The sequence below is a fragment of the Nonomuraea sp. NPDC049400 genome (genome assembly GCF_044466425.1).
GTDB lineage: Bacteria > Actinomycetota > Actinomycetes > Streptosporangiales > Streptosporangiaceae > Nonomuraea.
Map to the genome: position 1 here is coordinate 20,794 of NZ_JBITMP010000045.1, position 24,526 is coordinate 45,319.

Annotated in this window: 21 protein-coding genes; 6 read left to right on the plus strand and 15 right to left on the minus strand. The window is 70.5% G+C overall.

Translation table 11 applies throughout. The features are described from left to right. The first annotated feature begins 3 nt into the window (after positions 1-3). A complete protein-coding gene (locus tag ACIBVN_RS45430) occupies positions 4-1,431 on the plus strand; it encodes an N-acetylmuramoyl-L-alanine amidase (protein ID WP_397146511.1) in 1,428 nt (475 codons plus the stop codon). A 55-nt stretch (positions 1,432-1,486) separates the two neighbouring features. Here ACIBVN_RS45430 and ACIBVN_RS45435 read toward each other — a convergent pair whose 3' ends face one another. Next, positions 1,487-1,849, minus strand: coding sequence for a cupin domain-containing protein (locus ACIBVN_RS45435; RefSeq protein WP_397146512.1), 363 nt, complete (start codon positions 1,847-1,849; stop codon positions 1,487-1,489). 179 nt (positions 1,850-2,028) lie between these two features. Between ACIBVN_RS45435 and ACIBVN_RS45440 the strand changes: the two genes are divergently transcribed. The 3 genes from ACIBVN_RS45440 (at position 2,029) to ACIBVN_RS45450 (ending at position 8,492) form a co-directional block, all read left to right on the plus strand. Next, a complete protein-coding gene (locus ACIBVN_RS45440; RefSeq protein ID WP_397146513.1) occupies positions 2,029-5,859 on the plus strand; it encodes a S8 family serine peptidase in 3,831 nt (1,276 codons plus the stop codon). Positions 5,860-5,901: 42 nt separating this feature from the next. Next, the gene (locus ACIBVN_RS45445; protein ID WP_397146514.1) at positions 5,902-7,221 is read left to right on the plus strand and encodes an FG-GAP repeat domain-containing protein; all 1,320 of its coding nucleotides are present in this window, start codon (positions 5,902-5,904) and stop codon (positions 7,219-7,221) included. A gap of 239 nt (positions 7,222-7,460) precedes the next feature. Then, positions 7,461-8,492, plus strand: a complete 1,032-nt coding sequence (locus ACIBVN_RS45450; RefSeq protein ID WP_397146515.1) for a hypothetical protein — start codon at positions 7,461-7,463, stop codon at positions 8,490-8,492. Positions 8,493-8,625: 133 nt separating this feature from the next. Here the strand turns inward: ACIBVN_RS45450 and ACIBVN_RS45455 are convergent, their stop codons facing one another. After that, the gene (locus ACIBVN_RS45455) at positions 8,626-9,984 is read right to left on the minus strand and encodes an OFA family MFS transporter (protein WP_397146516.1); all 1,359 of its coding nucleotides are present in this window, start codon (positions 9,982-9,984) and stop codon (positions 8,626-8,628) included. Positions 9,985-10,173: 189 nt separating this feature from the next. On the opposite strand from ACIBVN_RS45455, the gene ACIBVN_RS45460 reads away from it, so the two are divergent. After that, positions 10,174-11,358, plus strand: coding sequence for an FAD-dependent monooxygenase (locus ACIBVN_RS45460; RefSeq protein ID WP_397146517.1), 1,185 nt, complete (start codon positions 10,174-10,176; stop codon positions 11,356-11,358). A gap of 11 nt (positions 11,359-11,369) precedes the next feature. Here ACIBVN_RS45460 and ACIBVN_RS45465 read toward each other — a convergent pair whose 3' ends face one another. Next, positions 11,370-12,158, minus strand: a complete 789-nt coding sequence (locus tag ACIBVN_RS45465) for an SDR family NAD(P)-dependent oxidoreductase (RefSeq protein ID WP_397146518.1) — start codon at positions 12,156-12,158, stop codon at positions 11,370-11,372. Positions 12,159-12,246: 88 nt separating this feature from the next. On the opposite strand from ACIBVN_RS45465, the gene ACIBVN_RS45470 reads away from it, so the two are divergent. Then, on the plus strand, positions 12,247-12,891 hold the full coding sequence (locus ACIBVN_RS45470) for a TetR family transcriptional regulator (protein WP_397146519.1): 645 nt from the start codon (positions 12,247-12,249) through the stop codon (positions 12,889-12,891). A gap of 3 nt (positions 12,892-12,894) precedes the next feature. Here the strand turns inward: ACIBVN_RS45470 and ACIBVN_RS45475 are convergent, their stop codons facing one another. From ACIBVN_RS45475 to ACIBVN_RS45530, 12 genes are all read right to left on the minus strand, one after another. Continuing rightward, positions 12,895-15,060 carry a hypothetical protein gene (locus tag ACIBVN_RS45475; protein ID WP_397146520.1) on the minus strand — a complete coding sequence of 722 codons (2,166 nt, stop codon included), beginning with the start codon at positions 15,058-15,060 and terminating at the stop codon, positions 12,895-12,897. A 62-nt stretch (positions 15,061-15,122) separates the two neighbouring features. Next, positions 15,123-15,425, minus strand: coding sequence for a hypothetical protein (locus ACIBVN_RS45480; RefSeq protein WP_397146521.1), 303 nt, complete (start codon positions 15,423-15,425; stop codon positions 15,123-15,125). Between the two features lie 304 nt (positions 15,426-15,729). Next, entirely contained in the window at positions 15,730-16,074 is a 345-nt protein-coding gene (locus tag ACIBVN_RS45485; RefSeq protein ID WP_397146522.1) for a hypothetical protein, read from the minus strand. Positions 16,075-16,088: 14 nt separating this feature from the next. Further along, a complete protein-coding gene (locus ACIBVN_RS45490; protein WP_397146523.1) occupies positions 16,089-16,520 on the minus strand; it encodes a PPOX class F420-dependent oxidoreductase in 432 nt (143 codons plus the stop codon). A 101-nt stretch (positions 16,521-16,621) separates the two neighbouring features. Beyond that, entirely contained in the window at positions 16,622-17,284 is a 663-nt protein-coding gene (locus ACIBVN_RS45495; protein WP_397146524.1) for a hypothetical protein, read from the minus strand. 31 nt (positions 17,285-17,315) lie between these two features. Next, a complete protein-coding gene (locus tag ACIBVN_RS45500; RefSeq protein ID WP_397146525.1) occupies positions 17,316-18,395 on the minus strand; it encodes a MerR family transcriptional regulator in 1,080 nt (359 codons plus the stop codon). Between the two features lie 18 nt (positions 18,396-18,413). Beyond that, positions 18,414-19,076 (minus strand): nucleotide exchange factor GrpE, encoded by a 663-nt coding sequence (gene grpE, locus ACIBVN_RS45505; protein ID WP_397146526.1) that lies wholly within the window; start codon positions 19,074-19,076, stop codon positions 18,414-18,416. Further along, on the minus strand, positions 19,073-20,944 hold the full coding sequence (dnaK, locus tag ACIBVN_RS45510; RefSeq protein WP_397146527.1) for a molecular chaperone DnaK: 1,872 nt from the start codon (positions 20,942-20,944) through the stop codon (positions 19,073-19,075). Before dnaK ends, grpE begins: the two co-directional genes overlap by 4 nt. An 82-nt stretch (positions 20,945-21,026) precedes the next feature. Further along, a complete protein-coding gene (locus ACIBVN_RS45515) occupies positions 21,027-21,302 on the minus strand; it encodes a hypothetical protein (RefSeq protein ID WP_397146528.1) in 276 nt (91 codons plus the stop codon). A gap of 142 nt (positions 21,303-21,444) precedes the next feature. Beyond that, on the minus strand, positions 21,445-22,281 hold the full coding sequence (locus tag ACIBVN_RS45520; RefSeq protein ID WP_397146529.1) for a carbohydrate ABC transporter permease: 837 nt from the start codon (positions 22,279-22,281) through the stop codon (positions 21,445-21,447). Beyond that, a complete protein-coding gene (locus ACIBVN_RS45525; RefSeq protein WP_397146530.1) occupies positions 22,278-23,192 on the minus strand; it encodes a carbohydrate ABC transporter permease in 915 nt (304 codons plus the stop codon). Before ACIBVN_RS45525 ends, ACIBVN_RS45520 begins: the two co-directional genes overlap by 4 nt. A gap of 10 nt (positions 23,193-23,202) precedes the next feature. Next, complete coding sequence (locus tag ACIBVN_RS45530; protein ID WP_397146531.1) at positions 23,203-24,519, minus strand: ABC transporter substrate-binding protein; 1,317 nt, start codon at positions 24,517-24,519, stop codon at positions 23,203-23,205. Positions 24,520-24,526: the final 7 nt, after the last annotated feature.

Here is a 24,526-nt window from a genome sequence, read left to right on the forward strand (position 1 = left end):
CCTGTGAACCTTCGCATCCTCCTGGCCGGCGCCGTCATCCCCGCGGCGCTGGTCGCGGGGCAGCCCGCCACGGCCGCCTCCGCCGATCCGATGGCCGACGCGTTCGCCAAGGCAGCCGCCACGTACGAGGTGCCGCGCGACCTGCTGGTGTCGGTGGCGTACTCCGAGACCCACCTGGACGGGCACAAGGGCCAGCCCAGCGCGAGCGGCGGGTACGGCGTGATGCACCTGGTCGCCTCGAAGACCCTGGACCGGGCCGCCACGCTGGTCAAGAAGCCGTTATCGGCGCTGAAGTCGGACGACGCGGCCAACATCGCCGGCGGCGCGGCCGTGCTGCGCGCCTACGCCGACGAGCTCAAACTGGACGCCACCGCCCGAAAGGACGCGGGCAAGTGGTACCAGGCGGTGGCCAAGTACGCCGGCGCCTCCTCACCCGAGGTCGCCCGGCTCTACGCCGACACCGTCTACGACCTGCTGGGCCAGGGCATCCGCGCCACCACCCCCGGTGGCGAGACCGTGACCGTGCCGTCCCGCACCGTGACCCCCGACCGGGGTCCGTATGCCAAGGCGGACGACCTGAACCAGCCGAGCACGCTCGCGGCGGGCACGGACTACCCGTCGGCCGCCTGGGTGCCCGCGCACAGCAGCAACTACGCCGTCTCCAACCGGCCCACCAGCGACGCGATCGACCGCATCGTCATCCACGTGACGCAGGGCTCCTACGCCGGGACGATCTCCTGGTTCCAGACCGGTCCCCGGCCGAACCCCACTTCGGCCCACTACGTCGTGCGCTCATCCGACGGCGCCATCACCCAGATGGTCAGGGAGAAGGACCGCGCCTTCCACGCCGGCAGCTACAACCGGCGCTCGGTCGGCATCGAGCACGAGGGCTTCGTGGACAACGCGACGTGGTTCACCGACGCGATGTACCGCTCGTCGGCCGCGTTGACCCGCAACATCGCCGACCGGTACGGCATCCCCAAGGACCGCACCCACATCGTGGGCCACAACAACGTCCCCGGTGCCGACCACACCGACCCGGGCCGTTACTGGGACTGGACCAAGTACATGCAGTACGTCACCGGCAGCGGCGGAGGCGGCGGCACCAACCCGCACACGCCGGAGTCGGTGTGCGGCAGCGGCTACAAGGTGATCGACTCGGCCCCCCTCGCCACGGCGGGCACGGTCTTCCTGCTCTACAACTCGGCCAACGGCAACAACTGCGTGGCCACGATCAAGAAGACCTCGCTCGGCAAGGCCACCGCGACCACCGCCTACCTGGAGGTTGACGGCAAGGCCCGCGTCACCGACACCGGGAACTTCGAGTACTACGCCGGCCCCGTACGGGCCGCCGCCGCTGACAAGTGCGTCAAGTGGGGTGGCAAGGCGGGCACCGGCACGTACGACAGCCCTCTCGAACACTGCGGATGACAACCCACTGACCTGTGGCCGGATCGCGCGGGCTGGCGATCCGGCCACAGCCGTGTCAGCCGGTCGTCTCCTTGGCGTATTGTGCGGCTCCGCCCGCGAAGTCGTAGACCACGCACTGCTCGTCACCCACGACCCAGGCGTCGTGCCCTGGCGTGCAGACGAAGACGTCGCCTGGCCCCACCTCGGCCTCGCCGCCCTCGTCCGTCCGCAGGCGCAGCCGGCCCTGGACGACGAAGCAGTTGTGGTGGACCTGGCACGAGTCGGTGCCCACGATCGGCTTCACCGACTCCGACCACCGCCAGCCGGGCTCGAACGTGGCCACGCCGAAGCTCAGGCCTTCCAGGTTGCATACTTCGAGATGCCCCATGGGGAAGTCGCGACGCTCGTCCGGCTTGTCGATGCTCTTGACCTCGATCATGACGCCCCCCTTTCGTCACTTCCAGCTTACCGTCCGTGATCGCCGCGCCTGGTCCTGCGGACCCCGCCACGCCATGTCCTGTTTCCGTACATGGCGGGAATAGGACTCTCGATCGTCTTTCGCGGCTTTACTGCGATCTGTCATGGTTCCCGGGGACACGATGATCTCTGAGGAGACCCATGATCGGCCGCTCGCTTGTCGCGTTAGGCGTGCTGCTGTCCACCGGGATGGCCGCGCCGACCCCCCTTCCCACCCCCTCGGTACCGGCGCCGGTCGCCGGCGCGGCGGGGGAGTCCGCCAAGAAGATCACATTGATCACCGGTGACGTGGTGACCTACGACACCGCCCCCGACGGCAGCCCACAGGCCCGGGTCGAGCCGGCCCGCAGGCCCGGGGGCGCGCCGGTGTTCTTCCTGTCGGTACGCGAGGGCAAGGCGTACTACGTCTACCCCACGGACGTGATGAGCCAGGTGTCGGCGGGACGCCTGGACAAGGGCCTGTTCGACGTGGCGTACCTGGCGGGCAACGGCTACTCCGACGCGGAGAGCCCCACCCTGCCCGTGATCGTCCAGCACGGTCCGCAGCAGCGGATCGCCGGGGCACGCACCCTCCCCAGCATCGACGGCGTCGCCGTCAAGGTGGACAAGAAGGCCGCCGGGCAGTTCTGGGCCGGGGTCGGCACGGCCAGGGCCGCCTCCTCGAAGATCTGGCTCGACCGCAAGGTCCAGGTCACGCTCGACCGGAGCGTCAAGCAGATCGGCGCCCCCGAGGCGTGGGCGGCCGGGCTCAAGGGCACGGGCGTCAAGGTGGCCGTGCTCGACACCGGCGTCGACGCCACCCACCCCGACCTGGCCGGCCGGATCGCCGCCGCGGAGAACTTCAGCTCCGAGCAGAGCGCCCAGGACGGTCACGGCCACGGCACGCACGTCGCCTCCATCATCGGGGGCGACGGCGCCAAGTACCGCGGCGTCGCCCCCGAGGCGTCGCTGCTGGTCGGCAAGGTGCTGAACAACTACGGCAGCGGCTTCGAGTCCGACGTCATCGAAGGCATGCAGTGGGCGGTCGCCCAGCAGGCCCGCGTGGTCAGCATGAGTCTCGGCGGCTGCTGCCCCGGCCCGGACAACCCGCTCGACCAGGCCGTCGACAAGCTCTCCGCCGACTCAGGCGCGCTGTTCGTGATCGCCGCGGGCAACGACGGCGAGAACCGCACGATCGGCTCGCCGGGCACCGCCGCCTCGGCGCTGACCGTCGCCGCCGTGGACCACTCGGACGCGCTCGCGTCCTTCTCCAGCCGGGGTCCGACGGCGTTCGACTACAGCCTCAAGCCCGACATCAGCGCCCCTGGCGTGGACATCGTCGCCGCCCGCGCGCGCGGCACGTCCATGGGCCAGCCCGCCGAGGACGGCTACACCGCCGCGTCCGGCACGTCGATGGCCACCCCGCACGTCGCCGGCGCCGCCGCGATCCTCGCCCAGCAGCACCCCGGCTGGACCGGCACCCAGCTCAAGGCGGCGCTCACCAGCACCGCCCACGGCGACGGGCAGGACGCCTACGAGCAGGGCGCCGGCCGCCTCGACGTCGCCCGCGCCGTCAAGCAGCAGGTACGCGCCTCCGGCAGCATCGACTTCGGCTTCCTGCCCTCGCCCCAGAGCGGCCCGGTCACCAAGACCCTCACCTACGCCAACGACGGCGACCAGCCGGTGACCCTCACCCTGAGCACCGGCGTCAAGGCGCACCGGGGCGGCGGCGTGCCGGCCCGCACGCTCACCCTCGACCGCGACACGGTCACCGTCCCCGCACGCGGCACCGCGCCCGTCACGGTCACGTTCGACCCCCAGGGCCCCGACACCTGGTACGAGGGCTACGTGCGGGCCTCGAGCGGCGACGTGCAGGTGAACACGGCCGTCGGCGCGTTCGTCGAGCCGCGGAAGGTCACCGTGCGCGCCCGGCTGGTGCTGCCGGACGGGGCCACCGACAACACGGAGATCCCGTGGCTGCTCATGCGGACCGACGAGCGCGACGACCTCCAGTACTCCTACAGCCCCGCCACGGGCGCCGAGACCGAAGCGCAGGTCTACCCCGGCACCTACGCCGTGATGAGCGCGCTGGCCTGGCGCGGCGCTGACGGCGAATGGGTCCAGTCGCTGCCCGTCGAGCCGCAGATCGAGATCACCAAGGACACCACGGTCACGCTCGACCTGCGCAAGGCGCGCAAGGTCTCCGTGGAGACGCCGCGCGACTCGGAGGTCCATCTCTCCCAGTACACCTTCCGGCGCGAGGCGGCCAACGGCGTGGGCTCCGTCGACGCGGCGTCCCTGTATCCGCAGTACGGGTTCGACGACTACCTGATGCTGCCCACGCGCAAGGTCACCCAGGGCACGTTCCATCTCACCGGCCGCTTCCAGATGGGCGCCCCCGCCATCCGCATGAAGGTGCCCGGCGGTCCCGACCTCACCCCGCGCTACGCGAACCTGCAGCCGGCGACGCGCAAGCTCGACGGCCGCAGCAGCCTCGCGCTGGTCCACGCGGGCAAGGGCGCCGACTTCACCGGCCTGGACGTACGCGGCAAGCTCGTCCTGCTCAACCTCGAGGACCTGTGCCCGGCCACGACCTGCACGGGCAACGCCCTGGACCGGGTCAAGGCCGCCCAGCAGGAGGGCGCCGCCGCGGTGCTCGGCTACGGGGCCGCCGGCCGGGCCTTCCTCGACCCGGCCGCGAGCTGGCCCGCCTACCCGATCCCGACCATGAGCCTGCCCGCCGAGCAGGGGCGGGCGCTGGCCGCCCTGTCCGAGCGCCGCCCGGTGGCGGTCATGGCGGAGGGCGTCGCGACCACGCCGTACCTGTACTCGCTGATGCTCCCCGAGAAGGGCCGGGTCCCCGCCGACGTCCGCTACTCGGTCAAGTCGCGCGACCTGCAGCGGATCGACGACCGCTTCCACGCCGACCGGCCCGCCGGCGTGCAGCTGAGCACGGCGGCGTCGCTGCTGACCCGTCCGGGCGTGTACGCCGGGCCGTGGTCCATGGAGCACACAGTGCGCGCGCAGACGACCTTCACCGAGTACGTCGGTCCTGTCTCGCCGGACGTCGTCTGGACCCGGGTGAACACGACGACGTACGACGAGGGCGGCAACTGGCACGCCAAACGCGCGCTGAACGCGACCGCCGCGGACGTCTTCGCCAAGGCCGGGTCGCGCACCGAGGCGTGGGGGATCCAGCCCCGCGTGCCGGGCAACGTCGTCGTCTCCGACGCGGTGCTCGACGCCGGCGTCGCCCAGTGCTTCCCGTGCCGCACGCAGGACACCTTCCTCGCGGCCCTGCCCGTCATGGGGCCGGTGCCGAACCACCAGGAGGCGTACGCGTACAACGCGAACTTCCAGAGCGACGTCCACGGCGGCAAGGACGAGATGCACCTGTATCGCGACGGGCAGGAGATCCCGCTCGTCGAGACCAAGATCGTGCTCTGGATCGTCTCGTTCATCGTGCCGACCTTCACCCTGCCGGAGACGGAGACCACCTACCGGCTCACCGACAAGTTCCACAGCCCCAACCCGTCGCAGCTGTACGCCAAGGACGTCGAGACCGCGTGGACGTTCCGGTCCAAGCGGCCGACCGGCGGGATGTCCACGACGGGCGACGGGCTCTGCGTGGCCTGGTTCGCCACGGGCAAGCTGGCGCCGTGCGAGCCGGTCAGGCGGCTCAACCTCCGCTACGCCCTGCCCCTCGACCTGGACAACCGGCTCAAGGCGGGCACCTCCCACCGGATCACCGTCACCGGCTACCACGGGTCCTACAGCGTGCCGGACGCGAAGCTCACCTCGCTGAAGCTCTCGGTCACGTTCGACGACGGCGCCCACTGGACGCCGGTGCCTGTCTCCACCTCGGGCCGCGCCACCATCACGCCGCCCGAACTGGCCCGCACCACGGGCGCCGTGGGGCTCAAGGCGCAGGCCACGGACGCCGAGGGCAACACCGTGGAGCAGACCGTGCACCGGGCGTACGGGCTGAAGTGACGACCGGGCCGCGATCCCGGCGGCGGGCGTAGGCTCTGGCCCATGCCTCGAACGGTGATCACCTGGCTGGCGCTGGCGGCGCTGATGGCCGGATGCGGCGACCTGCCGCGTCCGGCCCGCCAGGCGCCCTCGTCGCCTCCCGCGCCGGCCACGTCCGCGCCGACGCCCGCGCCGCCCCCGGCGTCCACGTCCCGTGAGGGCAAGCACGGCAAGGACGCCTGGCCGGCCGACGACGTCAACGGCGACGGCCGGGCGGATCTGGTCGTCGAGTTCGGCGAAGTCGACGGGCCGTATCTGGCGGTGGTCCACGGCTCGTCCCGGGGGCTCGATCCGGGGAGACGGGCGGTCGTGTCATCAGACACGTTCGCCCCGTGGTTGCCCGGCACGGACGCGGGGAGCAGGGCCGATCTCGACGGCGACGGCTTCGGCGACGTCCTGGGTTACGGGAGCCCGCCCGGCCAGGACGGTCCGCGCCCGTACATCTTCTGGGGCGGCCCGCGCGGCATCAACGCCAGGATGCTCCCCACTCCCGTGCGAGTTCCGCAGGAGAGCGAGCTGAGCGATTTCCAGGCCGTCGCCGGTGACTTCAACGGCGACGGCGCCGCCGACGTGGCGATGTCCAGCCCGGACAGCACCGGGGAGGACACGAACCTGGCCGTGCTCAATGGCCCTTTCAGCCGCGAGGGGATCCCGAGCCGCCAGACCCTCCAGCCGTCGCCGACCGGAGAGGCGATCGGGCGGCTGGCCGTGGACGAGATCGACGGACGGCGCGCGACCGGGCTGATCGTGTACGAACCGGACGACGACGACCAGACGTCCGGCTGGCTGCTCGGCGCCGCCCCAGCCGGGCCGGCGAAGGAGGGGCGCAAGCTCAACGCGGGCATGGCCGCCGCGTTCGGCGACTTCGACGGCGACGGCACCAGGGACGTCGCGGTCGGCGACGAGGGCCACCGCAACGACGAGCCAGGCTACGAGACGGAGCCGCCCTCGGTCGACAGGACGCTGACCGTCTACTACGGCGACGGCCGGCAGAAGGTGTTCAAGGGCACGGCGGGCCGCGCGGTGTCCGGCGACTTCAACGGGGACGGCCGCGACGACCTCGCCTTCGGCGGGGCGATCGGCTTGCTGGACCTGGCGCCCTCACACACCGTGGCGCGGATCTTCTGGGGCGGCTCCGGCGGCCTGCGAGCCGGCGGACGCGTCGCCGGCGTGGGCCGCGCCGCCCCGCTGACGGCCGGGGACTATGACGCGGACGGGGACGACGACCTCGTCTTCGCCTCCGGTTACGCCGACTTCGAGCTCATGGTGACGGACGGGAGCAGAGTCCTGACCCGCTTCACCACGTCGAGCCTGAGGCCCTGAACCTCCGGTACGAAGACAGGAGGACGCAGCGGTCAGCCCAGCGAGATCCGGTCCAGGTCGGGCGCCGCGGCCGTGTCGTTGTGGAGCTTGACGGTGTTGACGCCGGCCTTCAGCGTGACGGGCACGGACGTGGTGCAGTCCTCACGGGCGGCGCGACCAAGGGCTGATGGCCGCCCATTCCCCTGGGTGTCAGCGTGTGTTCACAAACGGGTAGCAACCAGACCATAGATTCTAATCCCATGAAATTTGATGACAGATTGCCCAGGCTCTCCCGGCGTTCCCTGCTTGCCGGTGCGCTCTCCAGCGCCGGTCTCGCCGCCCTGAGCGGCACTGCCGCGTACGCCGACGTGCGAGCGCCCCGCGTGCTGATCGCCACGAACGAGCCGTGGGGCACCTACCACGTGGCACCCCTGCTGCCCGAGGCGCGGCGGCAGGGGTGGGAGGTCACGCAGCTGGTGCCCGACCTGTCCGGGATCAAGCCGGGCGATCCGGTGCCGGTGGTGACGCTGGACCGCGTTCAGGACGCCGATCTGCTCGTCGTGACGGGTGCCGGGGACTGGCCGGCGGAGTGCGCGGCGCGGTTCCGGCGGCTGCCGTTGATCGCGAGCTCGCTGGCGTACCAGCTGCCCGTCGAGGCGCCGCGGGCGAAGGAGTTCCGCGACCGGCTCAGGGCGATCACCGCGTCATCGCCCGCCGAGGCCAAGGTGTTCGACGACTACCTGGGCACGCGCCGCCCGATCACGGTCGTGGGCACCCCGCAGACCGACGACCTGCCCAGGCACGCCCCCGAGCCCGGCACGGTCCTGGTGCTGACCAGCGTCACCAGGTCCAGCAGCACCGGCGGCTCGGCGCCCGGCACCGAGCTGCTCCTGGCCGCGGCCGAACGGCTGGCGGCGGCGGGCAAGCACATCCTGGTCGGGCTGCACCCGCGCGAGGACCGCTCACTGTGGGAGCGGTACGAGATCAGCTCCGTGCCGTCGGTCCAGGCCTCCGCCCGCGCCGAGGCGGCCATCGGCATCCCGGGGACGGTGTTCCCCGTGGTCGCGGCCGTGGGCGTCCCGCTGGTGGGGTGTACGGACCCGCGCCTGCAGATCCCGGAGTACCTGCTGAGCGTCTGCTCTCACACGATCACCGCCGCGGACCAGGCCCTACAGGCCGTGACGGAGGCCAAGCCGGTGTCGCGAGAGGTGCTCTACGAGGCGGTCGGGCCCGTCGGCGGCTCGGCCCGCCGCCTGCTCAAGGTGTGGCGGAAGGCGGGCGTCCGCGTCTGAGCAGCGGTCGTGGTCGGCGGAGCCGGTCAACCCACCAGCTGGGTGAGCTTCAGCACCAGCTCGTACACGCCGAAGGCGAAGGGCAGGCCGACCCAGGCCCAGGCCAGCACCATCAGGGCGGTCCGCCTCGAGGTCATGTCGCCTGCCCTTCCAGCGCCGGCTCCGCCGGCTTCTCGTGGTACTTGTCGCTCACCGGCCGGATCAGCTCATTGGCGAGCAGGCCCACCGCCAGCAGCCCGATCATGATGTAGAGGGAGGCCGTGTAGAGCGCGGGCCCCGACCTGCCCGCCGCCTTCTGCGCGTCGGCGATGGCGTTCACGATGAGCGGGCCGAGCACGCCCGCGGTGGACCACGCGGTCAGCAGGCGGCCGTGGATCGCGCCGACCTGGAAGGTGCCGAACAGGTCCTTCAGGTACGCCGGGATCGTCGCGAAGCCGCCGCCGTAGAAGGACAGGATGCCCAGCGCGCACACGATGAACAGCGGCTTCGAGGAGTTCCCCGCCAGCGCGATCACCAGGTAGAGCAGCGCGCCGACGCCCAGGTAGACGCGGTACATGTTCTTGCGCCCGATGAGGTCCGAGGTGGACGACCAGACGAACCGGCCGGTCATGTTCGCCAGCGACAGCAGCGCCACGAACCCGGCGGCGGCGCCCAGGGCGACCGGCGTGGCCGTGCCGGTGAAGAAGTCCCTGATCATGGGCGCGGCCTTCTCCAGGATCCCGATGCCCGCGGTGACGTTGCAGCACAGCACGACCCACAGGCAGTAGAACTGTGGCGTGCGGATCGCGTTGCAGGCCGAGACGTCCGCGTCGGTGATCAGCGGCCTGGCCGCGACCGCGGGCCGCGTCCACCCGGGCGGCGACCAGCCCTCCGCCGGTACGCGCACCAGCAGCACGCCCATCGACATGAAGACCGCGTAGACCACGCCGTGCACGAGGAACGTGGTGGCGATCCCGCCGGTGTCCGTGCCGAACGACTCCAGCATCTGCGCCGACCACGGAGAGGCGATGAGCGCCCCGCCGCCGAACCCCATGATCGCGATTCCGGTGGCCATGCCGGGCCGGTCCGGGAACCACTTGATCAGTGTGGAGACGGGGGAGATGTAGCCGATGCCGAGCCCGATCCCGCCCACGACCCCGTAGCCGAGCACCACCAGCCAGTACTGCCGGGTGGCCACGCCCAGCGCGGACAGCAGGAACCCGGAGGAGAAGCAGGCCATCGAGACGAACATCGCCCACCGCGGCCCGTTGCGCTCCACCAGCGTGCCGCCGAAGGCCGCCGACAGGCCGAGCATGACGATGCCCAGCTGGAACGGCAGGGCGCTCTGCGTGCCCGACAGCTGGAGCGCGGACTCCAGCGGGGGTTTGAACACGCTCCACGCGTACGCCTGCCCGATCGCCAGGTGGACGGAGAGTGCCGCGGGCGGCACCAGCCACCGGCTCCACCCCGGGGCCGCCACGATACGGGAACGGTCAAGGAAACTTGTCGCCACGTGTCACGCCTACCACATACCGTATGCAATGTCGGAGATCTTTACGGCGAGCGGTCAGAAATCAGCGACGAACGGCGGCGCCGCCTGCCCGGAGGTACGCGGTGGACAAGACCGGAGTGATGATGGTCGAGCGGGGATAGTTACCCTATGTAACAGCTCAACTGCTTTTCGTCACAACAGGGGGCTAATGTGAAGATCGCCTGCGTGGGCGGCGGACCCGCCAGCCTGTACTTGTCCATTCTGGTGAAACGGGCCAACCCGGCCATTGACGTCGCCGTCTACGAACGCAACCCAGCCGGGTCAACCTACGGCTGGGGCGTGACGTACTGGGACGAACTCCTCGAAAACCTGTACGTCGCCGACCCCGAATCCGCCCGGGCCATCAGCGAGAGCTCCGTTCGCTGGGACAGCTGGGTCGCATACATCCGCCACCGCGCCACGGTGACGGTGAAGGATTCGGACGTCGGCTACGGCATCGGCCGGCACGAGCTGCTGGCCATCCTCGCCGAGCGGGCCCGCGCCCTCGGCGTACGGATCGAGTACGAGCACGAGATCACCGACGAGCGCGAGCTGGCCGGCGCCGACCTCATCGTCGCCGGCGACGGCGTCAACAGTGTGCTGCGCGAACGCCACGCCACCCACTTCGGCACCGAGGTGACAGCCGGGCGGGACAAGTACATGTGGCTCGGCACCACCAAGGTCTTCGACGCCTTCACCTTCGCCTTCACCGAAACCGAACACGGCTGGATCTGGTGCTACGGCTACCGCTACAGCAACGACCACAGCACCTGCGTCATCGAATGCTCCCCGGAAACCTGGAAAGGCCTCGGCCTCCACCAGACCAGCGAAGCCGACAGCCTGGCCCTGCTGGAGAAGCTCTTCGCCGACGTCCTGGACGGGCACCCGCTGATCGGCCGCGGGCAGGCCGACGGCAGCGCGCACTGGCTCAACTTCCGCACCGTGACCAACCGCACGTGGCACCGCGGCAACCTCGTCCTGCTCGGAGACGCCGCCCACACCACGCACTACTCCATCGGCGCGGGCACCGCCCTCGCCCTGGGAGACGCCGCCTACCTGGTCCAGGCCCTGTACCGGGAATCCCGGCTCGAGTCCGCCCTCGCCCGCTACGACCGGAAACGCAGATCCGCGATCAGGCCCCTCCAGCGGGCGGCCCGCTACAGCGCCCGGTGGTACGAGAACCTCCCGCGCTACATGGAGCTTTCACCGCTGGAGATGTTCACGCTGCTGGGCCAGCGGCAGTCCCGGCTGCTCCCGCACGTCCCGCCGCGGCTGTACTACCGGGTGGGACATGCGATCGAGCAGATCCCGTCGCTGCTCACCTTCAAGCGCCGGGCGGGCTCGAAGGCCACATGAGCCGGTCGGTCTCACGCCAGGCTCTGCCCGCCGTCCACGGTGATCACCTGGCCGGTGACGTAGTTGTTGGCCATCAGGAAGAGGGCGGACGCGGCGGCCTCCTCGGCGGTGCCGAACCGGCCGAGCGGGGTGTGCTCGCCGGCCTTGGCGATCGCCGCGTCGCTGCCGAGCCCGGACACCGTGCGGAGCAGCGGCGTGTCGAAGCTGCCGAACCGGACGGCGTTCACCCGCAGCCGCCTCGGCGCGAGCTCGACGGCGAGTGCCTTGGTGAAGGTCTCGACCGCGCCGATGGCCGCCAGGGGGCCGGTCATCCCGGGGATCGGGCGGATCGCGTAGGTGCCTGAGGTGAACGTGATCGAGCCGCCCGCGGGCAGCCGGGTCGCCGCCACCCGGGCGGCGGCGAAGGCGCCCCAGACCCGGGAGTCGAGGACCGAGCGGAGGTCGCCGGCCGAGAGCTCGGCCAGTGGCCCGGCGCCGCCGATGCCGCCGGCCGTCACCAGCACATGGCCGACCTGTCCGGCCTGGTCGAAGATCTCCGCCAGGGCGTCCTCGTCCGCGCCGTCGGCGGGCACGCCGAGCACCGAGTCCGCCTGCGCCGCGTCGCGTACGCGGTCCACGGCGGCCGTCAGCCTGCCCTGATCGCGCCCGACCAGCACGACGCGGGCGCCCACACCGGCGAGCAGCACGCCGGCCGCCAGGCCGATGCCCGAGCTGCCGCCGATGACGATGACGGTGGAATCGGCGAGGCCGGCGGGCAGCGGGGAACGGACCGGCACGGGGGCGGTGGAAGTGGTGGACATGCTTGTCTCCTCAGAAATAAACCATCTGGTTGGTTTAGATCAAAGCGGGCATCTGCGAAAAAGTCAACTGGATGGTTTAATTCAGTCCATGAGCTATGACGCGGAGGCCACCCGCCGGCGGATCTTCGAGGCCGCCGCCGCCGAGTTCGCCGCGCACGGCCTGGCCGGGGCCAGGGTCGAGCGCGTCGCCGCCGCGGCCAAGGCCAACAAGCAGGCGATCTACCTGTACTTCGGCGGCAAGGAGAAGCTGTTCGGGGCCGTGGTGCGGGCCAAGGTCGACGAGGTCTGCCACTCCAATGTCCTCGACCCCTGCGCGGTGGCCGAGTCCGTCGGGCAGCTGTTCGACTGGTACCAGGACCACCCGGAGCTGATCAGGCTGCTGCTGTGGGAGGCACTGGAGACCGGCGCGGGTCCCGTCCAGGGCGAGGACGAACGCCGTGCGGCCTACCGGGACAACGTACGGGACCTCGTCGACGGGGGCGTCGGCGCCGGACTGGACGAACCCCGGCGCACTCGCGCGGCCCAGGACTGGATGTTCACCGTGCTCGGGCTGGTCGCCTGGAACTTCGCCGTCCCGCAGTTGTGCCGCCTCGTACTCGACGAACAGGACGACAAGGCAGCCCTCGCCCGGCGCCGCGACGCCGTGGTGTCGACCGTCCGCACCCTGGCCGCCGGCCGGAGCGGCGACGCTCAATCCTCCGTCCCGGCGCCAGAAGAAGCCCCCGACCACTAACGGTTACGGGCGCGTCATCCAGACGTCGATCGACAGGGACCAGGTGCCGTTCGGAGGGTCCGTGAGCGAGCGCTCGTCCTGCAAGGTCCGCAGCCGCATCACCCGCACCGGGGCGCCGTACGGGGAGACCTGGTCCTCCTCCGCGGCGAGCAGGACCGGGACGCGGCCCGCCCGTCTGACGCGCTCGGCCAGCCGGGTGACGTTCGCGGGCGAGGGCAGGTCGGCGCCCGAGCGCACCACCCGGGCCGTGGGCAGGCCGCACATGCCGCGGACGAGCTGGGTGAACCGGTCTCCGGTGACCCGCTCGACGATCAGCACCGAGGCGTCGCGGGGCAGCGCCGCGCACAACCCCGCCACGGCGGCCGACTCGCCCCGCTCGACCGGGGTGAAGGCGGTCCCGATCGAGGTCACCGCAGCCGGGGCCACCAGCAGCAGGCACCCCGCCGAGAGCAGGGCCCGCTGCGCCCGGCGGCCGTACCCCATGCGCCGCGCCCGCCCCCGGACCCAGCGCAGGCCCCAGACGGCGAGCAGGATCAGACCCGGGATGACGACCGGGACGAGCCGGCGGGAGGCCCAGGGGTGGTCCGGGGTGATCGACGGCAGCCACAAGGTGGTGACCGTGGTCCAGCCGATGACGGCCAGGGGGAGCAGCCAGACGAAGGCGCGCCCCCGGACGAGGCGGTGCGCCAGCACGGCGGCGGCCAGGGTGGCGAGCACCGCGACCGGGATGCCCACGTACCAGAACACCCAGTACAGCGAGTCCTCGTAGTACAGCCGGCCGGGGTCGGCGCGCAGGTGGTTGGCGGCCTGCGTCTTGGCGATGAAGTCGGCGGTGAGGACGTCCTCCGGGGTGAGCGGGACGCGGCGCACGGTCTGCACCCACGGGCGCGCGGCGAACCCCGCCATCACCAGCACGACCAGCCCCGCGACCAGGGCGGGCAGCAGCCGCGCGGCCCGCCCCGGCGGGCGGCGTACCAGGCGGGCGATCTCCGGTCCGAGGCGCGGCGCGAGGACGGTGCCCGCCACCGTCAATGCCAGAACGGCCGCGCAGACGGCGAGCAGCGGTCTCAGCGACCCCGACAGGTACGCCAGGTAGGGCCGGGCCAGCAGGTACGCCGCCAGGAAGCCGAGCCCCGCGCCCACCGCGAGCCCAGCGAGCAGCGGCCGCCCGAGCCGCCCGTCGGACACGCCGTCCCCGGCCCCGTGCCGGACCTGGTGGCGGCGCAGCGCGATCAGCAGCCCCCCGTACGCGAGCACCGGCAGCAGATCGCGCAGCCCGTCGATCCTGACCGTCAACGCCAGCCCGAACACCAGCCCCGCCGACGCCGCCGCGCCGCCCGGTTGCACCGCCCGGACCCATCCCAGAGCCCGCACGACCGGGCTCCCCACCGGGGCGTGTCCTGAGGCCGGGCCGACACCCGAGCGGAGCCGGAAGCGGGCGTCCAGGAGCAGGCTCACGCCGCCGAACAGGAGGATCACCGCCACAGGCTCGCTGAAGGCGCTGCGCGAGGTGTAGATCAGAGGCAGGCTCACCGCGAACACCAGCGCGGCGAGGACCGCCCACCGGGCGCCGGCCAGGCGGGCGACGACGCCCGCGAAGGCCAGGACCGCCAGGCCGCCCAGCACCGGCGGCATCAGCAGCAGGCCCGTCAGCCCGCCCAGCCAGTGGCCGAAGGCGCCGATGAGCGGCATGCCCGGCATGAACTGCGGCACGACGGCGCCGCCGTACGGGTAGAACCCGACGCTGTCGAAGTGGAGGGCGGGGTCGGGGCCGCCGAACGCGGCGAGGTCGAACGGGATGGGCAGCGAACCGTGCTCGGCCAGCCACACGGCGTACTGCGCGTAGGTCGCCGGGTCCCGCCGCACGATCAACTGCTCGGTGTGGAAGATCCCGTTGAACACGGCCGAGGCGACGGCGACGCCCACCACGGCCGCCGTGTGCCAGCCGGACGCCTCCACCGTCTCCGGCAGCCGCCGCAGGGCGTACCGGCCGAGCAGGAAGGCCAGACCGACCCCGAGCAGAACGGCCGGCACCGGGCGGAACCAGCCGAGCAGCAGCAGCGGCACCCCGGCCAGCAACCACCCGGCCACCGCGACCACCGGCGCCATCGACACCACGGCGAGGACCCGGCCCGCCGAGGGCCACCGCGCGCGATCGACCCACCTCATCCCCGAGAGCCTAGTGGGCACGCCCCCGCCCGCCGACCAGCCGTGAGCGCCCGGAAGCGGGGTCAGGCGCAGGAGTAGGCGTCGACCGCCTTTTTGGCAGCTCTCGTGCGCTTGTTGTACATGGGATCTATGGCCTCTATGGGTGCGTGACGGGTGGTCAGCCTGCTCGATGAGGTGCGGACCGCTTTCAACACCGTGTGAAAGTCGGTGGCGATGTCGGAGGGTGCGCTGTCCCGCATTTCCTTGCCGAGCCGGGAGATCATGGCGGCGAGTCTGCGTGCCTCTTTCCGGTCCACCGGTTTGCCGTCGAGAGGCTGCGCCACGGTGACGCTGTAACGCAGGACCGCGACGGTGAACGTGCTCAAGTCAAGGCAGAAGGCGGACTGAGCCGCGGGGGTGGCGGGCGTCGCCGGGCTTGCGCTGGACGGGACCGGGGTGGTGGGCGTCACCGGGCCTGTGCTGGACGGGACCGGGACGGCGCTCGATGACAGCCGGGCAGGCGGGCTGCCGGCAGCGCACGACGCCAGCGCGGTCAAGGTGGCCGGGATCAGCAGGACGCGCCCTGCCCAGCATCGCCGCACGTTGGCCTCCAGTGTGGTCGTCTGCCGCGACCTTAGGACGCCGACTCCGGGACCGGTCCCGTGGCGCGGCCCGAGGGGCACTGAAGGTCTATTTCCACAGGTAGTCGTAGCGTGGCGGGGCCGGGTTGATGACGACCGCGCCGTCGCGGACCTGCCATTCGCTTTGCCCGTCCACTTCGTGGAAGGCGAGGAACAGGCCGCAGACGCGGTCGTTGTCGTCATCGACGGCGGGGAGCGCGGCGATCTGGCGGACCTGGTCCAGTACCTCATGGACTACAGAGGCGCGGATGGCGCGGGCGTAGCAGGCGGCGTCCAGCCAGCCTCCCTCGGGAAAGGCCCAGCCTTGAGCTTCGCCTTGGCGGATGATGCGTTCGGCTGCCGGTCGCTGTCCGTGGAACTCCAGCCAGCCGCGGATGTGAACCCAGGTGCCCATGATTCGATGATGGATCAGCCGATCCTGGCGCCGTACACGTGGTCGACCTTCATCGTCATGAGGACCCTCCGGTCGGCCACCATCACCGACCGGTACTCGTCCCAGTCCGGGTGCTCCCCGGCGGCGACGCGGTAGTAGTGCACCAGCGCCTCGACCTCGGGCCCGTGGGGGTCGGTCCCCGGCCCGGTGAGTGTCGCCGTGCCCTCGGCGGTGGCCCACGCCCAGCCGTCGGGGCTGGTGACCTCCAGCGCGGCTCGTGGGTCCCGGCGCAGATTGGCCGTCTTGGCGCTCCCCTCGTTCATCGAGACGTAGATGACGTCGGCGTCCTGGTCGTAGTAGGGCTGGACGGGGGAGAGCTGCGGGCGGCCGTCCGACTTGATGGTTGCGAGGACACCGAGCCGGCTTTCCGCGAGCAGCGTGCGTGGGTTGAACGGTGTGGCGGTCATAGGACAATCCTCAACGTTCATACCGGTATGAAGGTCAAGGGGGAGCTGCGCCTAGCCGGCCAGCCGCACCCGCCCACGTCGACGGCGGTCCCCGCGATCGGTCAGGCGGCCGTGACGGTGCTGGTCAGCGCACTGATGGCCGCGCTGAGGGTCTGTTGTTCGTCTTCCGGCAACCATCGGGCGGCATGGACCATGTGCAAGGCCGTGGCAAGCCGTACTCGGTCGTCCTCTGTCCCGAGATCTGTGAGATAGGCCGGCAGCACCAGCCCCAGGGCCTTGAGGTCGCCGCGCTCGCAGAATCTGGTGAACAGAGACGTCAAGAGAGCGTCGGCGTCCCCCCGCCGCGGCGCCTCGGTGGAGCGCAGTCCCTCGGCGACCGCTACCCGGGTCCAGTCGGCGTACTGTCCCGGCGGGACCTCATCGATGCGGGTGGCGGCCAGTTCGAAGTGCTCGCGTGCCTTGCCGGGCTCGCCGAGATCCCCGTACGCCTTGGCCATGTTCACATGCAGGGAGGCGTGGAAACCCTTGACCCGGTCGTCGCCGACCAGGTTCGCGCGGTTCAGGCACTCCTGGTTCCAGTGCAACGTCTGCTGGGGCGTGGACTGGTGCCGCGCGAGGTAATGGGCGGCGACACACGCCTCGTAGTCGTCGCCGGCGATCTCCCATGCCTGCTGGAAGAGGTTCCTCGCGTCGGTGTCCCGGCCTTCGGCCTCGGCCTGCATGCCCTGAGCGCACAGCCTGACGACGGGGTTGTCGGGGTTCATGGTCTCGCTTTCTTGATGGATGGGTGAGGCGTCACTCGTCAGCCGGTTCGTCGCGGATCGGCATGACCAAGGTGGTGAAACTGCCCTGGTCGGCGGAGCGGACGATCACGGGCTGAGTGGGCGACGAGATTTCCAGCAGCACATCCGGGCCGACGCCTGCATCGAGCGCCGGAAGAAGGACTCCCGGGTCGAATGCGATGCGTACCGGCGGCCCTGTGCAGATGGCGGCCGGCGAGGAGGTGGCCTGGCCGCGGGAGGCGAGGGTGAAATGCTGCTCGTCGGCATCCAGGGTGAGTGGCCCGTCGTGTCCGGCAGCGGCGATCGCCTGCCGAAGAGCGGTCCTGTCCGTGATGATCCGGTGCCGGGCGGCCGGCAGGTGGTCCAGGATCATCCGGTATTCCGGGAACGTCTCGTCGACGGTCGGGAGGTCACGTGAGGCACCGGCGCCGTGAAACCGCGCGCCTTGCCGGTTCACCTCGATACTGATGTCCGGTAGGCGGATGGCCTGGGACGCGATGTTCTTCAGCTCCGAGACTCCGACCAGGAAGCGGCACGGGTCGCCCTCGACGGAGAAGGGCCGTAGCGCGCGGAGCGCCAAACGGTAGCGATCCGTGGCGACAAGCCGCACTTCCTCGCGTTCCACTTCGATCAGGACACAACCGAGTACCGGGAACTCCTCCCGCACCGAAGCGGACGCCACTGCCGGGGCGACCTGGCGTACGGCGCTGGCCAGCTCGGCTCCACCGAGCCGTACGGCGGCCCGGGTCGCACCGCCCGGCAGATCGCGCAGGAGCTCCTCGATCGCCGACTGGGCCGATGCCGCGGTCTCCCGAGCCCTTCTGGCGTGTTCTTCCAGGATGGCGAGGGCTTCCGCGCGGGTGCCGTCGAGCACCGCCAAGGCGTCGGTGAGCGGCATCCCGGCTTCGCGTAGCCGCCGCACCAGGACCGCGCGGGCCTCCTGGCCGGGGGTGTAATACCGGTAGCCGGTCGCGTCATCCACGTAGGCGGGATGCAGCACGTCGCAGTCGTCGTAGAACCGCAAGGCGCTCGGAGCCAGCCCCACCCTGCGTGCGAAGGCGCCGATGCTCATCAACGCGTCGGTGTCATCCATGCGTGCCATTGTTGGCCTTCAAGCAGCTTGAAGGTCAAACGGCGCCGCGTGCTCCGATAGGTGTAAGCCCCCGCGCTGCGCAGGCGGCCCGGTCACCGTGACCCGAGCCGGGCGCAGCAGGCGGTCGCCGACGCGATAGCCGCGGAGCAGGATTTCGCTGCAGGTCGCGCGGCGGGTCTGAGCCGAGGGTACGTAGCCCACCGCCTCGTGGCGCGTAGGGTCGAAGGTCTCGCCCGGCATGCCGAAGGCTTCCAGGCCGAGAGCCCCGAGTTCCGCTTCCAGTGTCTCGGCGACCAGCTCGAAGCCGCCGTAGACGTCGCCGAGCTCGCGGGCCCGGGTGATGGCGTCGAGAACGGGCAGCAGGCTGCGGAGCGCATGCGCCACCCCGATGTCGTACATGGCCGACTGGTCGCGCTGGACTCGCTTGCGGTAGTTGTCGTACTCCGCTTTGAGCCGCTGCACGTCGGCGGTGCGCTCGGCGAGCTCGGCCTGCAGCCGGGCCGTCCGTGACCGTGTCCGTCCGGCGGTCCCGCCTGTGGCGGCCCGTGGCTGTGACGTCAGCGCGTCACGGGCCGGCGACGGCGTGCCGGCCGGGTCCGTCCTGTCGCCTGCGGTCTGGGCGGGCAGCGCAAGCCCGGCGGGCGGCCGCCCTTGCCGTGCGGGATCGGGCGGGCGGCTCATCTCTCGCCCTCCTGGCGTTTGTCCTCATCGACGATCTCCGCGTCCACGACCTCCTCTTCGCCGGCCCGCTGCTGATCAGCCGCGCCGGTGCCCGCGCTCCCGCCGGGAGCGGTGCTCTGTGCCTGCGCGTAGATCGCCTGGCCGATCTTCTGGGCAGTGGCCGAGGCTTTCTCCGTGGCCTGCTTGATGGCGCCTGTGTCCTCGCCCTTCAGCTTCTCCTTCAGGTCGGCGAGCGCGGCCTCCACCTCGGACTTGACGTCTGCGGGCACCTTGTCCGGGTTGTCGCGCAGCAGCCGTTCGGTGGAGTAGACGAGCGTCTCGGCGTTGTTGCGGGTCTCGGCGGCCTCGCGCCTGCGGCGGTCCTCCTCGGCGTGCTGCTCGGCTTCGCGCACCATCCGGTCGATGTCGCCCTTCGGCAGTGCCGAACCGCCGGTGATCACGATGGACTGTTCCCGGCCCGTGCCGAGATCCTTGGCGGAGACGTTCATGATGCCGTTGGCGTCGATGTCGAAGGCCACCTCGATCTGCGGGACCCCTCGCGGCGCGGGCGGCAGGCCGGTCAGCTCGAACATGCCGAGCCGCTTGTTGTAGGCGGCGATCTCGCGTTCGCCCTGGTACACCTGGATGGCCACGGACGGCTGGTTGTCCTCCGCCGTGGTGAACACCTCCGAGCGCTTGGTCGGGATCGTGGTGTTGCGCTCGATGAGCCGGGTCATGATGCCGCCCTTGGTCTCGATGCCCAGCGACAGCGGGGTGACGTCCAGCAGCAGGACGTCCTTGACCTCGCCTTTGAGCACCCCGGCCTGCAGGGCGGCGCCGATCGCCACCACCTCGTCCGGGTTGACGCCCTTGTGCGGCTCCTTGCCGCCGGTCAGCTCCCGTACCAGGTTGACCACGGCCGGCATGCGCGTGGAGCCGCCGACGAGGATCACGTGGTCGATGTCGGACACCTGGAGCCGGGCATCCGTCACCGCCTGGTGGAAGGGGCCCTTGCAGCGCTCCAGCAGGTCCTGGGTGATCCGCTGGAACTGCACGCGGGTCAGCTTCTCGTCCATGTGCAGCGGGCCCTGGTCGGAGGCGGTGATGTAGGGCAGGCTGATCGAGGTCTCACTGGTCGAGGACAGCTCGATCTTGGCCCGCTCGGCTGCCTCACGCATCCGCTGCATCGCCATCTTGTCCTTGGACAGATCCACCCCATGGGCGTTCTTGAACTGGGTGACCAGGTGATCGACGATCCGCTGGTCCCAGTCGTCACCACCCAGGTGGGTGTCGCCGGCGGTGGCCTTCACCTCGACCACGCCCTCGCCGATGGACAGCAGCGACACATCGAACGTGCCACCGCCCAGGTCGAAGACCAGGATGGTCTGGTCGTTCTCCTTGTCCAGGCCGTAGGCCAGCGCGGCCGCCGTGGGCTCGTTGATGATCCGCAACACCCTCAGGCCGGCGATCTCCCCCGCTTCCTTGGTCGCGGTGCGCTGCGCGTCGTCGAAGTACGCCGGCACGGTGATGACGGCCTCCGTGACACGCTCTCCGAGGTAGGCCTCGGCGTCACGCTTGAGCTTCTGCAACACCCGGGCCGAGATCTCCTGCGCGGTATACCGTTTGTCATCTATGCTCCCCGTTTCGGGGAAGCGCCACGTCGCCTCGCCCATGTGGCGTTTCACGGAGCGGGCGGTGCGCTCGACGTTGGTGACCGCCTGACGCTTGGCGATCTCGCCGATCAGCACCTCGCCGCTCTTGGCGAACGCCACCACCGAAGGGGTCGTCCGCGATCCCTCGGTGTTGGTGACAACGGTCGGCTCGCCGGCTTCCAGCACGCAGACGACCGAGTTGGTCGTGCCGAGGTCGATACCGACGGGTCTGGTCATCGCCGGCCTCCTTCCTCACGCCCTCCTCGTCCTGACACGAACACCGCCTTCGGGTTCACGGCCACCACAGGCGTGCGGTGGGTCAGCCGAGGAAAGGCATGTCGCGCGCATTCCCGGCGATCACCGCGGCCAGGTGAGCCGGTGCACTCCGGCGGACGGCTCGCGCGCACACGTTGAGATCGGGATCCGGCGTGTGCGTGACCCTGACGGGAACTGGCCGCCCTCCGAGCGGAGCGTCGTGTCCGCTGCCGGAGTCGTAGACGGCCGACGTGATCTGCGCCGCGGACGCCGCCTTTTCCACCCCGAGCACCGTGTAGTGGTCCCGCCGGGGCTGCTCGCCGCCGTATCGCACAGTCACCGTAGTCACCTCCTGCGCCACAGACAATCGCCAGCCGGATGCGCTGCGACCTGCAGGTATGAAACGGAATCTCGATATGGATGCTACCGCAACACCTGGAAAGATGCCCGATTTATACCTTTTCTCAAGGTGTAGCGCCCTACTACTTGACGGCGCCGCTGGTGATACCCGAGATGATCTTGCGTTGGGCCACGGCGAAGACCACGACCAGCGGCAGGCTCATCAGGATCACGTACGCGAAGATCAGGTGCCAGTTGTTGAGGTAGAGCCCGGCACTGGCCACGCGGAAGAGGTTGAGCGGGAGCGTGTCCAGCCGCCCGCCGACCACGAAGAAGGCGTAGAAGACGTCGTTCCACACGTACAGGCAGACCAGGATGGTGGCCGTGGCCAGCACCGGGCGCAGCAGGGGGAGCACGACCAGCCAGAAGACCCTGAGCGGGCTCGCGCCGTCGAGCTGCGCCGCCTCCTCGAGAGAGTCGGGGATGGTACGGACGAAGCCGGTGACGAAGAAGATCACCGTGGACATGTAGATGCCCATGTAGACGCCGATCATCCCGACCGCGGTCCCGGCCAGGCCGAGCTGGCGCAGCAGCAGGACGACGGTGACGACGGCGGGCGGGAGCACGATGCCGCTGATCGCCAGCGCGTACAGGACGGCGTTGAGCCGGCTGGCGCGCCGGGCCAGGATCCATGCCGCCATCGACCCGAACAGCAGCACCCCCACCACCGACGGCACGACGACGAGCAGGCTGCCCAGCGTGGCCTGTAGCACCTTGCCGTCGCCCCACACCTGGCCGAGGTTCTCCAGGAGCTGCCACTTGGACGGCAGCGACAGGTCCGGCTGGAGCGCCTCGCCCTGGGACTTGGCGGCCGTCACCAGCACCAGCCAGAGCGGGATGCCGATGGACGCCGCCACGAGGACGAGCGCGACGCCGGGCTGCAGCCGCCTCCAGAAAAGCGCGTCACTGAGCCGGTTCACAGGACCTCCTCCCGCTTACGCAGGATGTAGATGACCGGGAAGGCCATGAGGGCCACCAGCAGGAACAGCACCAGGCTCATCGTCGTGGCCTGCGCGAACAGCCCCTGCCCGAAGGTGCGGTAGATGAAGATGTTCAGGATCTCCGTGGTGCGGGCGGGCCCGCCGCCGGTGGTGGCCTGGGCGACGTCGAACCCGTTCATCGAGCCCAGCAGCGCCGTGGCGACGTTGAACGTGATCGCGGGCGCCAGCAGCGGGAAGCGGACCGTCCAGAACGTACGCCACCGCGACGCCCCGTCGATGTGGGCCGCCTCCACGATGTCCTCCGGGATGGTCTTCAGCCCCGCCAGGTAGATGAGCATCGACAGCCCCATCCACTTCCACGCGTGGATCAGCGCGACCACCACGATCGTCCAGGTGGTGTCGCCGAGCCAGGCGTAGTCGATCCCGAGGAGCCGGTTCAGGCCGCCGGTGGGCTTGAGCAGGGCCTGGAAGATGTAGCCGACGGCCAGCGCGGACATCAGCACGGGGATCAGGAAGAACACCCTGGCCACCCGGTTGACCAGGGTGTCGCGTTCGAGCAGCACGGCCAGGCCGAAGCCGAACGCGTTCTGGAAGACCGCCACCAGCACCGCGTACACCACCGTGACCCGCAGCGACCGGAACAGCGTGCCGTTGGAGGCCAGGTCGGTGAAGTTCTCCAGCCCGACCGGACGGATTGTGCTCTTGAAGCCCGACCAGTCGGTGAAGGCGTAGACGAAGTTGAACAGCGTCGGCAGGAAGAAGAACACCAGCAGGATGGCGAACGCCGGAGCCATGAACCACATGGGGTGCGTTCTCCGCCGGACGACCGGGCGTCCGCGGGTCGTGGTGCGCCTGGGCACGGTCTGCCGCGCGGGGGTGGTGGTCAGCACGTGGGACTCCTCAGAAACCGCTCGCCCCGGCTGCCTTGGCCAGCTGGGCGAACTGGTCCTGCGTGGCCGAGGCGACCTTCTCCGGTGTCAAGGTCCCGTTGATCATGTCGGCCAGGTTCAGGTACAGGTCGGGGTTGGCCACCGCCAGCGCCTGCATGGACCCGACGGCGGTGGGCAGTGAGGCGTGCACGTCGAGCAGCGCCTGCGGCACGCCCGCCGGGCTGGGCACCGACGGCTCCAGGGAGACGGTGTTGCGGTCGGCGACGAAGTCCTTGTAGCCGGGCCCCATCCAGTACGCCAGGAGCTGCCGCGCCGCCGCCTCGCGCTTGGCGTCACCGGTCTTGAACGCCACGAGCGCGTTGGACTGGTCGGGGATGAACGTGCCGACGTTCCCCGACGGCGAGATCGGGAAGAAGCCGATCTTCTTGTTCAGCGTCGCGGTGTCCGCCGAGGCCTGGAGCTGGCCGAAGAACGAGTTCACCTGCACGACCATGGCAGCCTTGCCGGACAGCAGCGCCGCGCCCTGGTCCTCGAACTTCGCCGTCTTGATGTCGGAGTTGAACAGCCCCTCGTCGATCAGCGACTTGTACTTCTTGATCGCCCCGACCACGGTCGGGTCGGTGAACTTCTCCTTGCCGGTGTTGATCCGCTCCCACAGGCCGTCCTTGGCCGCGTCGGCGAGCTGCACCTGCACCCACCACTGCGTCGCCCACTTGTCGCCGGCCATCTCGAAGAACGGGGTGACGCCCTTGCCCTTGAGCGTGCGCGCCAGCTTCACCATCTCGTCGAAGTTCTTCGGCGTACTGGTGATCTTGTTGGCGGCGAAGACCTCCTTGTTGTAGTAGACGCCTTCGACCGCGGGGCTCGTGATGAGGGCCGCGTACCGGGTGCCGTCCAGGATGCCGGTGATGTCCTTCAGGTCCGGCGACAGCTGCGACAGCCACGGCGCGTCGTTCAGCGGCTGGAGGTTGGCCTTGGCGTTGATCGCGGTCAGCATGGACGCGGTCGGCTGCCAGAACGCCAGGTCGGGCTTGTCGCCGGTGGCGACCTTGGTCTGGATGCCCTGCTCGTACGGGTCAGGGATCGTCACGACCTCGACCGTCGCGCCCGTCGCCTTCTGGAACCCGGCGATGACCGCCTTGGGCACGGTGTTGCTGTTCTGGGCGGCCCAGATCGTCAGCTTGACGCCGTCGAGCTTCGCGGTCGGGTCGGCCCAGGTCGCGGGTGCGGCGGAGGTGGAGGAGCTCTCGACGGAAGGGTCGCTGCACGCGGTGAGCCCGAGCGCGAGGGTGGCCGCGGCGGCGGCGGCCGTCCATTTCGTCTTCATGGTGGTC